The organism is Nocardiopsis sp. LDBS0036, assembly GCF_041228755.1.
Classification (GTDB): Bacteria; Actinomycetota; Actinomycetes; order Streptosporangiales; family Streptosporangiaceae; genus Nocardiopsis; species Nocardiopsis dassonvillei.
The window spans coordinates 435,007-448,671 of the sequence record NZ_CP141103.1; the positions used below are offsets into that span (position 1 = coordinate 435,007).

13 protein-coding genes are annotated in these 13,665 nt (G+C 74.7%); 9 read left to right on the plus strand and 4 right to left on the minus strand.

All coding sequences use genetic code 11. The features are described 5' to 3' along the window. Positions 1-280 precede the first annotated feature (280 nt). The gene (locus UIS43_RS01670) at positions 281-2,044 is read left to right on the plus strand and encodes an ABC transporter ATP-binding protein (protein ID WP_013152629.1); all 1,764 of its coding nucleotides are present in this window, start codon (positions 281-283) and stop codon (positions 2,042-2,044) included. Between the two features lie 133 nt (positions 2,045-2,177). Next, the gene (locus UIS43_RS01675; protein WP_013152630.1) at positions 2,178-3,983 is read left to right on the plus strand and encodes an ABC transporter ATP-binding protein; all 1,806 of its coding nucleotides are present in this window, start codon (positions 2,178-2,180) and stop codon (positions 3,981-3,983) included. 156 nt (positions 3,984-4,139) lie between these two features. Here the strand turns inward: UIS43_RS01675 and UIS43_RS01680 are convergent, their stop codons facing one another. Continuing rightward, a complete protein-coding gene (locus tag UIS43_RS01680) occupies positions 4,140-4,505 on the minus strand; it encodes a hypothetical protein (protein WP_013152631.1) in 366 nt (121 codons plus the stop codon). Between the two features lie 183 nt (positions 4,506-4,688). Here UIS43_RS01680 and UIS43_RS01685 point away from each other — a divergent pair, with 183 nt between their 5' ends. Genes UIS43_RS01685 through UIS43_RS01700 form a run of 4 tightly spaced genes read left to right on the plus strand, consistent with a single transcriptional unit; the run spans position 4,689 to position 6,612 of the window. Then, on the plus strand, positions 4,689-5,048 hold the full coding sequence (locus UIS43_RS01685; RefSeq protein WP_232833119.1) for a hypothetical protein: 360 nt from the start codon (positions 4,689-4,691) through the stop codon (positions 5,046-5,048). Beyond that, on the plus strand, positions 5,045-5,944 hold the full coding sequence (locus tag UIS43_RS01690; RefSeq protein WP_071621880.1) for a hypothetical protein: 900 nt from the start codon (positions 5,045-5,047) through the stop codon (positions 5,942-5,944). Before UIS43_RS01685 ends, UIS43_RS01690 begins: the two co-directional genes overlap by 4 nt. Then, positions 5,941-6,234 (plus strand): hypothetical protein, encoded by a 294-nt coding sequence (locus UIS43_RS01695; RefSeq protein ID WP_013152634.1) that lies wholly within the window; start codon positions 5,941-5,943, stop codon positions 6,232-6,234. Before UIS43_RS01690 ends, UIS43_RS01695 begins: the two co-directional genes overlap by 4 nt. Beyond that, positions 6,235-6,612: a roadblock/LC7 domain-containing protein gene (locus UIS43_RS01700; RefSeq protein WP_013152635.1), complete on the plus strand. Its 378-nt coding sequence runs from the start codon at positions 6,235-6,237 to the stop codon at positions 6,610-6,612. It begins immediately after the preceding gene. 96 nt (positions 6,613-6,708) lie between these two features. Here the strand turns inward: UIS43_RS01700 and UIS43_RS01705 are convergent, their stop codons facing one another. Beyond that, positions 6,709-9,105 (minus strand): excinuclease ABC subunit UvrA, encoded by a 2,397-nt coding sequence (locus UIS43_RS01705; RefSeq protein WP_358170327.1) that lies wholly within the window; start codon positions 9,103-9,105, stop codon positions 6,709-6,711. Positions 9,106-9,282: 177 nt separating this feature from the next. Continuing rightward, positions 9,283-10,080 (minus strand): siderophore-interacting protein, encoded by a 798-nt coding sequence (locus tag UIS43_RS01710; RefSeq protein ID WP_071621882.1) that lies wholly within the window; start codon positions 10,078-10,080, stop codon positions 9,283-9,285. Positions 10,081-10,444: 364 nt separating this feature from the next. Between UIS43_RS01710 and UIS43_RS01715 the strand changes: the two genes are divergently transcribed. Next, the gene (locus UIS43_RS01715; protein WP_013152638.1) at positions 10,445-10,816 is read left to right on the plus strand and encodes a VOC family protein; all 372 of its coding nucleotides are present in this window, start codon (positions 10,445-10,447) and stop codon (positions 10,814-10,816) included. After that, complete coding sequence (locus tag UIS43_RS01720) at positions 10,816-11,118, plus strand: hypothetical protein (protein ID WP_013152639.1); 303 nt, start codon at positions 10,816-10,818, stop codon at positions 11,116-11,118. Before UIS43_RS01715 ends, UIS43_RS01720 begins: the two co-directional genes overlap by 1 nt. 97 nt (positions 11,119-11,215) lie before the next feature. On the opposite strand, the gene UIS43_RS01725 is transcribed toward UIS43_RS01720, so the two are convergent. Next, complete coding sequence (locus UIS43_RS01725; protein ID WP_370012232.1) at positions 11,216-12,700, minus strand: PLP-dependent aminotransferase family protein; 1,485 nt, start codon at positions 12,698-12,700, stop codon at positions 11,216-11,218. A gap of 68 nt (positions 12,701-12,768) precedes the next feature. Between UIS43_RS01725 and UIS43_RS01730 the strand changes: the two genes are divergently transcribed. Further along, complete coding sequence (locus UIS43_RS01730; protein ID WP_370012233.1) at positions 12,769-13,422, plus strand: pyridoxamine 5'-phosphate oxidase family protein; 654 nt, start codon at positions 12,769-12,771, stop codon at positions 13,420-13,422. Positions 13,423-13,665: the final 243 nt, after the last annotated feature.

Sequence of the window (13,665 nt, forward strand, 5' to 3'; positions counted from 1 at the left end):
TACCTGATGCGCAAGGCGCGGCCCCTTCGTTCGGGTCGGAGAGCGGCGGGTGTCGGGTTCGTCCGGTCTCGGGGTGCTGTGACCGTATACCGACTCGGGAAAGGTTAGCCTAACCAAGCTTGGTGTGGCACGGTGGTCCGGGGGCGCTCCTTCCCGGTTCCGCGGGCGCTCCGCCAGCCCACTAGCCTTGCCCAGGGCACGACACAGCGGGGGGAACGGGACATCGGATGAGTAGACGTCTGTACGGGGCCGCGCGCCCCGCGCCGAGCGGACGCGCCGTATGAGCGCCGCCCCCGCGACCGCCCCCGCCGCCGAGCGCGAACGGCGCTCCCCCCGCACTCCCGGGGGCGGGGTCCCCGACAGCGTGCGCGCCCTGCGCCGCCGCACCCTGCGGCGCAACCGAGGCCGCGTCCTCGTCGGCGTGGTCCTGCTCTCCCTGCACCAGGTCGCCGAGGCCCTCGTTCCGGTGGCCATCGGCCTGACCATCGACTGGGCCGTCTTCTCCGGCGACGTCGGCGCCCTCGCGGTCTGCGTCGCGGGCATGGTCGTGCTCTTCACCGTCCTGGCCCAGGCCTACCGCAACGGCGCCCGCTTCACCCTGCGCGCCGTCGAGAACGAGGCGCACCTGCTGCGGGTGGAGGCCGCCCGCCGCGCCCTGGACCCGCGCGGCGAGCGCAGCGGCCTGCGCGCGGGCGAGGTCCTGTCGGTGGCCACCTCCGACGCCGAGCAGGCCGCCCTGTACGTGCGTGCCTGGTCGGCCTCGATCGCCGTGGCGGTCGCCATCATCGTCACCACCGTCGCGCTCCTGGCCGTGGACGTGCCCCTGGGGATCGGCGTCCTGGTCGGCGTCCCCCTGCTCATGCTGCTCCTGCGCCTGCCCGCCGCCCGCATCACCCGGCGCAGCGAGGCCAAGCAGGCCACCGCCGCCGGGGCCACCGCCCTGGCCACCGACCTGGTCAGCGGCCTGCGCGTCCTCATGGGCATCGGGGCGCGGCACAACGCGGCCGCCCGCTACCGCCGGGCCAGCGCCCTGGCCTTGGACGCCTCGGTCGGCGCCGCCGCCAGCAACGGCGTCTACCGCGGCCTGGTCACCGCAGCCAGCGCCGTCTTCCTGGCCTGCGTGGCGGGCGTGGCCGGGTGGATGGCCCTCCAGGGACGCCTCAGCGTCGGCGAACTCGTCACCGTCATCGGCCTCGCCCAGTTCCTGGCCGAACCCGTGCAGAGTCTGGGCATGGTCGGCCAGCTGTTCGCCACCGCCCGCGCCTCCGCCCGGCGGCTGGTACGCCTGCTCAACGCCCCCGACGCGGTCACCCCGGGCGAGCGCGCCTGTGCGGAGGAGCCCGTGGTCGCGCTGTCCGGGGTCAGCTACCGCACGCTGCGCGGGGTGGACCTCGAACTCGCCCCCGGCGAACTCGTCGGCGTGCTCACCACCGACCCCCGCGACGCCGAGGCGCTGCTGGAACTGCTCTCGGGCCGGGCCGAACCCGCTGCCCTGGACGGCACGCTCACGGTGGGCGGCGTCCCCGTCCCCGAACTCGCCCTGGACGCCCTGCGCGAGGCGGTCCTGGTGGAGGAGCACGGGACCACCCTGTTCGAGGGCACCCTGCGCTCCAACCTGGACACCGGCGCGGACGGCGACGAGGAGCGGTTGCTGGACGCCCTGCGCGCCGCCTCGGCCGCGGACCTGGTCGAGGGCCACCCCGAGGGCCTGGACCGGCCGGTCGCCGACCGCGCGGCCAACCTCTCCGGCGGCCAGCGCCAGCGCGTGGCCCTGGCCCGCGCCCTGGTCGCCGACCCGCCCGTCCTGGTGCTGCACGACCCCACCACCGCCGTGGACGCGGTCACCGAGGAGGCCATCGCCCGGGGCACGGCCGCCGCCCGCGCGGGTGCGGCCAGGTCCACCCTGGTCGTCGCGAACAGCCCGGCGCTGCTGGCCCGCGCCGACCGCGTCGTGGTGCTGGCCCAGGGGCGGGTACGGTGCACGGGCACGCACGCGCGGCTGGTCGAGGAGGACGCGGCCTACCGCGAGGCGGTGCTGCGGTGACCGCCCCGCCGGGTGCGGCGCCGACGCGGTGCGCCTCACGGCCGTTCGCGGCACACCGGAGCGCCCCGCCGCTGACCGCCGACCCGGGGCGCCGCGCCCCCCTTCCCCGCCCCCACGACCCCGAGGACGACCGATGAGCACGCCAGTGGAGGACTCCGCGAGCGAACACGGGGAACTGCTCCCCACCGCCTCGGCCCGCCGCACGTGGGCCGTGCTGGGCGAGGGGGTGCGCGGCACCGGCTGGGGCGCCCCGCTTGCCCTGGCCACCGTGCTCGCGGGCAGCGCCGCCGGACTGGTCGCCCCCTGGGTGCTGGGCCGGATGGTCGACGACATCTCGGCGCAGCGGGGGCTGGACACCGTCCTGTCCTCGGTCCTGCTCATCGCCGGGGCGGGGCTGCTCGGCGGCCTGCTCACGGGTGTGGGCAGCTGGCTGGTCAGCCGGGTCGGCGAGACCGTCCTGGCCCGCCTGCGCGAAAGCGTCATGGACCGCGTGCTGCGCATGCCCGCCGCCCGCCTGGAGCGGGTGCGCATCGGCGACCTGCTCTCCCGGGTCGGCGACGACGTCGCCGTGGTCACCGCCAGCATCGCCCGCAGCGGCCCCGACGCGGTCGTGGCCCTGGCCACCGTCCTGCTGACCGCGGTGGGCATCACCGCCCTGGACTGGCGCCTGGGCCTGGCCGCGATGCTGTGCGTGCCGGTCTACGTGACGGCCGTGCGCTGGTACCTGCCCCGTTCGGGCCCCTACTACGCCCGCGAGCGCGTGGCCATGGGCGAGCGCTCGCACGCGATGATGGGAGCCCTGCGCGGGCGTTCCGCCGTGCGCGCCTACCGCCTGGAGGACGAGCACGAGTCCCGGGTGCGCGACCGCTCGGCCGCCGCCATGGACATCACGGTGTCGGTGTTCCGGCTGTTCACCCGCTTCGGGTCGCGGCTCAACGCCGCCGAGTGCGTCGGACTGACCTCGGTGCTGGTGGCCGGGTTCTGGCTGGTGCGCGCCGACCTGGCCAGCGTCGGCATGGTCACCGCCGCCGCCCTGTACTTCCACCGCCTGTTCGGCCCGCTGATCTTCCTGGTCATGAACTTCAACGAGGTGCAGTCGGCCGGGGCGAGCCTGGCCCGTCTGGCCGGCGTGGTCGACCTCCCGGTGGAGGCCGACCCGGGCGCGGAGGAGGGCCCGGCCGGTTCCTCGGTCCGCGTCGCGGGGGTCACCCACTCCTACGGCAGCGGCGGCCCGGCCGCGCTGGAGGAGGTGTCGCTGGAGGTCGCCCCGGGTGAGCGCGTGGCCCTGGTCGGGGCCAGCGGCGCGGGCAAGACCACGCTGGCCGCCCTGGTCAGCGGCCTGCGCACGCCCACGACCGGAACCGTGTACCTGGGCGGGATCCCCCTGGAGGAGCTGGGGGAGCGGCGGGTGCGCGAGCACGTCTTCCTCGTCAGCCAGGAGACCCACGTGTTCGCCGGAACCCTGCTGGAGGACCTGCGCCTGGCCCGCGCCGGGGCCGACGCGGCCGAGGCGGAGGCCGCCCTGGAGGCCGTCGGCGCCCTGGAGTGGGTGCGCGCCCTGCCCGAGGGACTGGACACGGTGGTCGGCGAGGGCGGGCACGCCCTGACCGCCGAGCAGGCCCAGCACCTGGCACTGGCCCGGCTGGTGCTGGCCGACCCGGACGTGGCCGTCCTGGACGAGGCCACCGCCGAGGCGGGCAGTTCCGGCGCCCGGCGACTGGAGCGCGCCGCCGCCGCGGCCACCGCCGGGCGCACCACGCTGGTGGTGGCGCACCGGCTGACCCAGGCGCAGACCGCCGACCGCGTGGTGGTCATGGACCGGGGCCGCGTCGTCGAGCAGGGGACGCACGCCGAGCTGGTCGCCGCCGGGGGGCGCTACGCCGACCTGTGGCGCAGCTGGCGGGGCGCGCCGGACGACGGGGAGCCGCTCTCCCGCTGACCGCGCCCGGGGGCGGCACGCCGGTGCGCCCGGCCGGGCACGGTCAGCGCCGCACGCGGCCGGGTCAGCGCCGTTCGGAGCGCGGGTGCCGGGGCGGGGAGTCCGGGAGGGGGCGCCGTCCGTACCCGCGCCGCCCCGGGCGCGGGACGGGCCGGGTCACAGCTGGAGTTCGCTCTCCACGCGCCGGAGGGTGTGGCGGGCCATGGCCAGGTTGGCGCGCTGGCGGTCCAGCGCCAGGTAGAGGAAGACGCTGCCGTGCGACTTCTCCAGCAGGCGGATGAGGTGGTACTGGCTGCTCAGCGTGATGAGGATGTCCTCGATGCGGTCGTCGAGGCCGATCGCGCCCAGGGCGCGCGTCTTGGCGCGCACGACCTCGGTGTTGGCCGCCGCGGCCATCTCCAGGTCGAAGTGGCCGCCGCCGCCCATGGTGCCCAGGGACATGCCGCTCTCGTAGTCGACGACCGCGACGCCGATCGCGCCCTCGATCCCCATGGCTTCCTTCATCGCCGCGTCGGCGTTCATGGCGTCTCCTCACGCTCGGTGTCCACCGCGGGAGCGGCGATACATGACGAAAATTAGCGAAACGCCCGGAGGGTGCGTAAGTGGACAGTTTGTGGCGGGAGTCCATCGTTACCACAGTGTGTTCTCTTTGCTCCTCTTTGACTGTTAAATGTCTTTTGGAGGCAACCAGACACCGGGGGGCACGTGTCGAGCACAGCTGTATCCACGGAGCGTTACCTGAGCTGTGACGGGGTCGTGGCCGCGATGCTCGTGGACCGCGCGACGGGTCAGGCGCACGCGCGGTCGGGTGCGGTGTCGGCGCTGCCCGACCCCGAGCACGTCGCGGACTCCCACCACCTGGCCCTCGACCTGGCCCTGGCCTCCCGCGAACCGGCGGTCCGGGAGAGCGTGGTCACCACCGACGGGCACCACGTGCTGACCCGCGCCGTGCCCTCCCCGGGCGCGGACGAGGTCCTGCTCGTCCTGGTCTTCGACCGCGCGCGGACCAACCTCGCGCTGGCCCGCCTCCAGGCCGACGAGCACACCGCGGCGCTGCTGTCATGAGCGCCGCCGAGCCCCCGCGGGCCCTGGCCGAGCCCCTGCTCCGCGCCCGCGAGGAGGGGTTCACCGGAGCCCTGCGCCTGACCGGCCCGCCCGAGGCCCTGGTCCACCTGACCGCCGGGCGCGTCACCGCCGTCACCACACCGGCCGCGCCCACACCCGAGACCCTCCTGGTCAGGTCCGGCACGGTCCCCGCCGGGGCCTGGGCCGCCGCCTACGAGGCGGCCGCCCACACCGACAGCCTGGCCCGGGAACTGCTGGACCGCGGCGCGGTCTCGGCCGCGGTACTGGAACTGGCGTGCGCCACGGCGCTTGCGGACGGCGTCCTGGCGCTGTGCCTGTCCCCCGAACCCCGGGTGGAGGCCGTGCTCTCCGACGCCGCGCCGCCGCTGCTGGGCCTGGAGCACGGCCTGGACCCCGAGGAGGTGCTGGCCGAGGCCGGGCGCCGCCTGGCCTTCCTCGCCGACCGGTGGGGCGCGCCCGCGGACCTGGCCCGCCGTCGCCCCGTGCCCGCCGGGCCGGTACACGACTCCCTCCCCTCCGCCTACCGGCTCCTGCTCGCCCAGGCCAACGGCCGCCGCACCCCCCGGGACCTGGCCTTCGCCCTGGGCCGGGGGCTGACCGGGGTCATGGCCGACGTCGCGCGCCTCACCGAACGCGGGCTGCTGGAGGCCGCCGCCCCCGGCGGGGCGGACGGCCTCACCCGCCGCACGCCCGAGGCCGCCGCCCCGGACGAGGGCCCGTCCGCGCTGGCCAAACGGCGTCCGGGGGCCAACACCGTGCGCCCCGCGCCCCCGTCCTCCTCCGTCCCGGTCCCCGGGAACGTGCGCGAACGCCTGCGCTCACTGGGCGCCGACCACGGGACGGCCGCGGCGGTCGGGGAAGAGGCGGCCCGATGAGCACGACCGGACACCCCTGTCCGGCCCGCGGCGGCGAACCGCCCGCCGGGGGACACGAGGCGGGCGGCCTGACCGCACTGCCCAAGCGCACCCCCTCCCCGGTGCCCCGGGGACCGCGCCCCCGGCCGGGCCTGTTCGGCCCCAAGGAGCCCGAACCGGGGCCCATCGCCGCCCTGCGCCGCGCGCAGCGCGCCGCGGTGCCCCTGGAGAGGGTGCGCCGCGCACTACAGGACCTGGACGCCCACACCGGCCGCGCGCCGCGGCCGACCGACGAGCACGGGAGCGAGTAGATGGTTCAGGGTCAGATCGCCGAGGAGCTGGCGCGGCTGCGCGAGCACGTCGTCGGCGTGACCGACAGCGCCGTGGCCGCCTCCGACGGCATGCTGGTGGCCTCCGACATCCAGGGCGGACGTCCCCACGCGCTGGCCGCGCTCGCCGCCGCCTCCCTGGGCCTGGGCAAGCGCACCGGTGACGAGACGGGGCTGGGACCGCTGCGCGAGGTCGTCACCCGCTGCCAGGGCGGCTACGCGGTCGTCTACGCGGTCGGGATGGAGGCCCTGCTCGTCGTGCTGGGCGACGAGGGCATGGACACCGCCGCCCTGCGCCGCGAGTCCCGGCTGACGGTGGAGCGCGTGGGCTCGCTGCTGGAGGTCACCGCCGCGGGCTGAGGCCCCGGCGGCGGGGCCCTCCCGGGCCCGGCCCGCCGCCCGACGGACAGCGGACCCGGCACGGGCCAGGGGCCGCCTGCTTCGCGCGCGGGCCGGTCAGGCGCCGACGTAGGCCGCGAGGTGCTCGCCGGTGAGGGTGGAGCGGGCGGCGACGAGATCGGCGGGCGTGCCCTCGAACACGACCCGGCCGCCGTCGTGGCCCGCCCCGGGGCCGAGGTCGATGATCCAGTCTGCGTGCGCCATCACCGCCTGGTGGTGCTCGACGACCACGACCGACTTCCCCGAGTCGACGAGCCGGTCGAGCAGGCCGAGCAGCTGCTCGACGTCGGCCAGGTGCAGGCCGCTGGTCGGCTCGTCCAGGACGTAGACGCCGCCCTCCCCGGCCATGTGGACGGCCAGCTTGAGCCGCTGCCGCTCGCCGCCGGACAGGGTGGTCAGCGGCTGGCCGACCCTGAGGTAGCCCAGGCCGACCTCCTCCAAACGCCGCAGGATCCGCGCGGCCGCGGGCACCTTCGCCCCCTCGCCGTCGAAGAACGCGTGCGCCTCGGCCACCGACATCGCGAGCACCTCGCTGATGTCGCGGCCGCCGTCCGGGCCGCCCAGGCGGTACTCCAGCACCTGCGGCTGGAACCTCCTGCCCTCGCACTCCTCGCACGGCGAGGCCACCGTGTCCATCATGGCCAGGTCGGTGTAGAGCACCCCGGCTCCGTTGCAGGCCGGGCAGGCGCCCTCGGAGTTGGGGCTGAACAGCGCCGGTTTGACGCCGTTGGCCTTGGCGAAGGCCTTGCGGACCGGGTCGAGCAGCCCGGTGTAGGTGGCCGGGTTGCTGCGCCGTGAGCCGCGGATCGCGCCCTGGTCCACCGACACCGCGCCCGCGCCCGCGGGCATCGACCCGTGGACCAGCGAACTCTTGCCGCTGCCCGCCACGCCGGTCACCACGCACAGCACGCCCAGCGGCACGTCCACGTCCACGCCGCGCAGGTTGTTGGCGTCGGCGCCGCGGATCTCCAGGGCGCCCCGGGGCGTGCGCACCCGCGGCTTGAGCCGGGCCCGGTCGTCGAGGTGGCGGCCGGTGAGGGTGCCGCTGGCGCGCAGCCCCCCGACGCCGCCCTCGAAGACGATCCGCCCGCCGTCGTCACCGGCGCCGGGGCCGAGGTCGACCACGTGGTCGGCGATCGCGATGGTCTCCGGCTTGTGCTCCACGACGAGTACGGTGTTGCCCTTGTCGCGCAGCCGCAGCAGCAGGCGGTTCATCCGCTCGATGTCGTGCGGGTGCAGTCCCACGGTGGGTTCGTCGAAGACGTAGGTGACGTCGGTGAGCGAGGAGCCCAGGTGGCGGATCATCTTGGTGCGCTGCGCCTCGCCGCCCGAGAGCGTGCCCGAGGAGCGGTCGAGTGAGAGGTAGCCCAGCCCGATCTCCACGAAGGAGTCGAGCGTGTGCCCCAGTTTCTCCAGCAGCGGCCCCACGGAGGGTTCCTCGAGCCCGCGGACCCACGCGGCCAGGTCGCTGATCTGCATCGCGCACGCGTCGGCGATGCTGATCCCGCGGATCCTGGAGGACCGGGCCTCCTCGCTGAGGCGGGTGCCGTCGCACTCGGGGCAGGCGGTGAAGGTGACCGCCCGGTCCACGAACTCCCGGATGTGCGGCTGCATCGCCTCCCGGTCCTTGGACAGGAACGACTTCCGGATCTTGGGGATCAGCCCCTCGTAGGTGAGGTTGACGCCCTCGATCTTCACCTTGACCGGTTCCTTGTGGAGGAAGTCGGCGAGTTCCTCCTCGGTGTAGTCGCGGATCGGCTTGCGGGGGTCCACGAAGCCCGACTCGGCGTAGACCCGCACCGTCCAGAAGTTGTCCGACTTCCAGCCGGGGATGGTGAACGCGCCCTCGGCGATCGACTTGGAGTCGTCGTAGAGCTGGGTGAGGTCGATGTCGGAGACCGTGCCCCGGCCCTCGCAGTGCGTGCACATGCCGCCGGTGCGGCTGAAGGTCTGCTTCACGGCCTTGCCGTTGCCCACCCTGATGGCGCCGCTGGCCTGGACCGAGGCGACGTTGAACGCGAACGCGTTGGGCGAGCCGATGTGCGGTTTCCCGAGGCGGCTGAAGAGGATGCGCAGCAGCGAGTTGGCGTCGGTGGCGGTGCCCACCGTGGAGCGGACGTTGGCGCCCATCCGCTCCTGGTCGATGATGATCGCCGTGGTCAGCCCGTCGAGGACGTCGACGTCGGGCCGGGCCATCGTCGGCATGAGGCCCTGCACGAAGGCGCTGTAGGTCTCGTTGATCATCCGCTGCGACTCCGCGGCGATCGTGTTGAACACCAGGGAGCTCTTGCCCGAGCCGGAGACGCCGGTGAACACGGTCAGGCGGCGTTTGGGTATCTCGACGCTGACGTCCCGGAGGTTGTTCTCACGTGCGCCGTACACGCGGATCAGGTCGTGGCTGTCGGCGGCGTGCGGCTCGGGCGCCTCCGCGTCCGCCCTGGTGGCCGTGCTCATCGTGATCTCCCTCGGTCGGGTGAGGCCTCTGCGTCGGCGTCGTCTGGGTCGGCCCACCAGCGCCGGGCGACGGCCGTCGCGTGCCGGTCCGTGTGACCGGTGGGGTCCGTGGTGCCAACGCTAGACGGGGGAGCGGGGGCGGCGCTTCTCGATTCCTGACCGGAGGGCCCGGAGCGCCTAGTCCATGGCGGCGCGGCCGTGGCGCCAGTAGCCGATGAAGGCGATGTCGTCCTTGGGGATGTGGTGTTGGCGGACGAGGGTGCGGCGCAGTTCGGTGGGGAGGGCGTTCTCTCCGGCGACGAAGCAGTAGGGGCGTCCTGGGGGGAACTCGGCGGTGCGTACGGTTTCCAGGGCGAGTCGTCCGGGGACGGTGTGGGGGTCGGTGCGGGGTAGCCAGTGCACGTCGACTCCGGGCGGGGCCTGGACGGGGCGGATGTCGTCTGTGCTGGGGACTTCGAGGTAGGCCTGTCCTCGCAGGTGGGCGGGGGCCTGTTCGAGGATGGAGAGCAGGGCGGGTACGGCGCTCTCGTCGCCGACGAGCAGGTGCCAGTCGGCCTCCTCCGAGGGCACGTAGTACACACCGTCCGCGAGCATGCCCGCCTCGTCGCCGGGAGCGGCGGCGCGGGCCCAGGCGGAGGCGGGACCGGCGTCGCCGTGGTCCACGAACTCGATGTCCATCTCCAGCGCCTCGGGGTCGAAGCGGCGCACCGAGTAGCTGCGCACGTGCGGCTGGCGGCTCGGCGGCATGGCGCGGAGCTGCTCGAACCACCGCTTGCCGGCGTCGGCGGGCATGTGCAGCCGGTCCTGGCCCTCGCGGGGAAGGAACAGGCGCACGAACTGGTCCCGTCCGAGGAAGGCGAAGTCGGCCAGCTCGGCGCCGCCCAGGGTCACCGTGACGAAGTGCTTGCTCAGGCGCTCGGTCCGCACCACGCGGGTGCGGATCATGGCGCGGTGGCCGGGCTGTTCGACGCGCACGGGACCTCTTCCTCCTGGTTCGGGGGCACGGGGGTGGACCGCCTCCAGGTGAGGTTAGCCGAACCTTGCTTCGCCTGCGTTATCCCGATTCCGAACCCCGGGACCCCTCCAGCGGCTGGGCCGCGCGCGTAGCCCGGACACCCGGCCGGTCAGTCCCGGGACCCGGCCCGCACCCACCGCCACGGGCCGCCCGCCCGGTGGCCATGGGGCCGGGTGGCGCGTCTTTCGCGCCTCTTGTCCAAGTTATGAATCTACGTGGTAAAGGTGCCACTTGTCCGTTTTTCCGTTGAACAGAGGAGTCTCTTCACGAAACCGGGCAGCCCAACGGGACACGACTGTCGGCACCGTGCCCGAGAATCGGCGTATGACACAGCCAGCACACCGACACCACGCCATCGACTACCTGGAGCTCACGGTCACCGACCTGGACCGGGCGCGGCGCTTCTACGCCGAGGCGTTCGGATGGCGCTTCAACGACTACGGCCCCGGCTACGCGGGCATCCAGAACCCCGAGGGCCCGGACGCCCCCGAGGTGGGCGGCCTCGCGCTGGGCGAGGAGACGCGCGCGGGCGGCCCCTTCGTCCTGCTGTACTCGGCCGACCTGGACCGCTCCGTCGAGGCCGTGGAGGGCGCGGGCGGCCGTGTGGTGCGGGGCCCCTACGCCTTCCCCGGCGGGCGCCGCTTCCACTTCACCGACCCCAGTGGCAACGAACTGGGCGTCTGGGCCGAGGCCTGATGGGCGGGCAGGGGCACGAGGGGGGCGACCCCGCCGTGGAGCACCTGACCGCGACCCTGCGCCGCCGCAGGGAGGAGCTGGCGGGAGCGGTCGGGGTGCGGATCGGCAACGCCCTGGTCGTGCACGCGCTCGCCACGCACATGTGGGCGGGGGTGCCGGTCCCGGCCGTGGCCTGTCACGCCTCCGTCGACCCGCTGCGGCTGCGCGCCTCCGCGGGGCCGGTGACCTGCCGCAGGTGTCTGGCCCAGAGCGGCCAGGAGCGGCAGCGGCAGGTGCCCGGGCAGACCGAACTGGAGGTGTGACCGGTCGCGGCTCGGGGTCCGTCGGGGCGCGGGGCGGCGGCGTGTCCCCCCGCCGCCCGCGCCCGGCTCCTTCCCCGCGCGCTCCCCGCCGCCCGGCTCAGGCGGTGTGGCCGGTGTGGCGGGCGACGGCCTCGTTGAGGACCGCGCAGGCGCGGCGCAGGTCGGCGCGGTGCGCCGACCCGTAGCCCAGGACCAGTCCGTGCACGGTCGGGGCGCCGTGGCTGGCCCGCGAGGTGTCGTCCACCAGCACGCCCCGTTCGGCGGCCTCGGCCACTACGGGGGCGACGGCGTCGGCGGGCAACGGGAGCAGGACGTGCAGGCCCGCGGTGTCCCCGACGGGGCGGGTGGTGAGGAGGTCGATCAGCAGCCCGCGGCGGCGGGCGTACTCCAGGCGCATGCGGCGCAGGTGCCGGTCGAGGTCGCCGCGTTCGAGCAGCAGGGCGGTGGCGGCCTGGACCGGAACGCTGGTGCGGTCCGACAGGTCGTGGCGGACGGCGGCCAGGCGTTCCAGCAGCGGGGGTTCGGCGACGATCCAGCCGATGCCCAGGTCGGGGGAGAGGGTCTTGGACAGGGTGCCGAGCAGGATGACGCGGTCGGGGCCCAGGCCGTAGAGGGCGGGCAGGGGCGCCACGTCGTAGCGGAACTCGGCGTCGTAGTCGTCCTCCACGATCATCGCCGCGTTCCGGCGGGCCCAGGCCAGGAGGCGTTCGCGGCGCGGGACGGGCAGCCGTCCGCCGAGCGGGTACTGGTGGGCGGGTGTGGTGTGGACGAGGGTCAGGTCGTCGGGCAGGTGCTCGGTGAGGATGCCGTCGTGGTCGACCGGGCAGGGGAGCACGCGGGCTCCGCGGGCGGCCAGGATGGTGCGGGCCTTCTGGTAGCCGGGCTCCTCCACGCCCGCGCGGGTGCCCGCGCCGAGCAGGGCGGCCCCGACCAGGTCCAGGCCGTTGCCGGTGCCGCGGGTGACCATGACGTTCTCGGGGCCGATGCGTACTGCGCGGGTGCGGCGCAGGTGGTCGGCCAGGAGTGCGCGCAGCCGGGGCAGGCCGCGGGGGTCGGGGTCCTCGTCCAGGGGTTGTTCGGCCGCGTGCCGCCATGCCCGGCGCCAGGCGGCGCGGTCGTGGTCGCGGACCCAGGGGGCGCCGGGGCGCAGGTCGATCATGCCCTGGCTGCGGGCCTGTTCCCGGGAGGGGCGCGGGGCGGTGGTGCGCACGGCGGGGCTCGCGGTGGCGGACGGGGCGCCGTGTCCGCCGTCGTCGCCGCTGATGGTGTGCTCACGAGCGCCGCGTCCGTCGGCGGAGGGCCGGGAGGGGGAGGGCGGTGAGCTGTCCTGGGCGACGAACGTGCCCGAGCCGTGGCGTCCCTCCAACCAGCCCTCGGCGTAGAGCTGCTGGTAGGCCTCGGTGACCACGGTCCTGCTCACGCCCAGCTGCGCGGCCAGGGCGCGGCTGGAGGGCAGGCGTTCCCCGGGTGCGAGCGTCCCGCCGGACATGGCCTCCCGCAGTGCGTCGGACAGCTGCGTCGTAAGGGGGCGGGCGGCGGAACGGTCGAGGTGGAAGGCCGGTTCGGCCAGGGGGCGGGGCACAGTGGTCCTTCGTTTTCGGGCAGAAGTGGCCATGGTCGTAAGGTCCACTTGCTTTCTAGGCTACGGTCATGCTCTCCACGACAGAACGCACCCGGCTGCGCCGCGGCAAGCACAAGGCCCGCACCGACCGGGCCGACCTGTACGACCTCCTGGACGAGGGGATGGTGTGCCACCTGGGGGTGGTGGTCGACGGCGCGCCCATGGTGGTGCCCACCGCCTACGGGCGGATCGGGGACACCCTGTACCTGCACGGTTCGACGGGGGCGCGGTCGCTGCGCGCGGGCGGTGAGGTGTGTGTGACCGTGACCCTGCTGGACGGCCTGGTGCTGGCCAGGTCGCTGTTCCACCACTCGGTCAACCACCGCTCCGCGATGGTCTACGGCGTGCCTCGGGTGGTGGAGGACGAGCGGGAGCGGCTGGAGGGGTTGCGCGCGCTGGTCGAGCAGTTGACGCCGGGGCGGTGGGAGGAGGCCCGCCAGCCGACCGCGAAGGAGCTGGCGGCCACGCGCGTGCTGGCGCTGTCGCTGGAGGAGGCGTCGGTGAAGGTGCGGACGGGGCCGCCGGCGGACGACGAGGAGGACCTGGCCCTGCCGGTGTGGGCGGGGGTGCTGCCGGTGCGGCGGGTGTTCGGGGCGCCGGAGCCGGATCCGGGTCTGGCTCCGGGGCTGGAGGTTCCGGCCTCTGTGGCGGGGCGGTCGCTGTTCCCGTCGCCGCTGTCCTGAGGTCGGCCGTTCCGGGAAAACGGTACGCGGGAAAACCGCGGGGCCGACCCGTCGGACATTCTTTGGTCTATTGGATAGGCCAATAGTCCTTTATTGCGGTGCGTTCGCCAGCCGGACACCGTCCTGGTCACCGCCGCCGGGGGAAGCGGCCCTGCGGTGTGGCGAATCTCGCGTGAAACGGGGGTCGGGCGGTGTGGCCGAGCGTTTTTTGTGGGGTTCCCACAACGCATCGGCTTCGCTATG

What these genes read in the sequence shown, in the direction of transcription:
- UIS43_RS01670 (WP_013152629.1), top strand. Translation starts at nt 281, where the DNA reads ATGAGCGCCGCCCCCGCGACCGCCCCCGCCGCCGAGCGCGAACGGCGC.
- UIS43_RS01675 (WP_013152630.1), top strand. Translation starts at nt 2,178, where the DNA reads ATGAGCACGCCAGTGGAGGACTCCGCGAGCGAACACGGGGAACTGCTC.
- UIS43_RS01680 (WP_013152631.1), bottom strand. Translation starts at nt 4,505, where the DNA reads ATGAACGCCGACGCGGCGATGAAGGAAGCCATGGGGATCGAGGGCGCG.
- UIS43_RS01690 (WP_071621880.1), top strand. Translation starts at nt 5,045, where the DNA reads ATGAGCGCCGCCGAGCCCCCGCGGGCCCTGGCCGAGCCCCTGCTCCGC.
- UIS43_RS01695 (WP_013152634.1), top strand. Translation starts at nt 5,941, where the DNA reads ATGAGCACGACCGGACACCCCTGTCCGGCCCGCGGCGGCGAACCGCCC.
- UIS43_RS01700 (WP_013152635.1), top strand. Translation starts at nt 6,235, where the DNA reads ATGGTTCAGGGTCAGATCGCCGAGGAGCTGGCGCGGCTGCGCGAGCAC.
- UIS43_RS01705 (WP_358170327.1), bottom strand. Translation starts at nt 9,105, where the DNA reads ATGAGCACGGCCACCAGGGCGGACGCGGAGGCGCCCGAGCCGCACGCC.
- UIS43_RS01715 (WP_013152638.1), top strand. Translation starts at nt 10,445, where the DNA reads ATGACACAGCCAGCACACCGACACCACGCCATCGACTACCTGGAGCTC.
- UIS43_RS01720 (WP_013152639.1), top strand. Translation starts at nt 10,816, where the DNA reads ATGGGCGGGCAGGGGCACGAGGGGGGCGACCCCGCCGTGGAGCACCTG.
- UIS43_RS01730 (WP_370012233.1), top strand. Translation starts at nt 12,769, where the DNA reads ATGCTCTCCACGACAGAACGCACCCGGCTGCGCCGCGGCAAGCACAAG.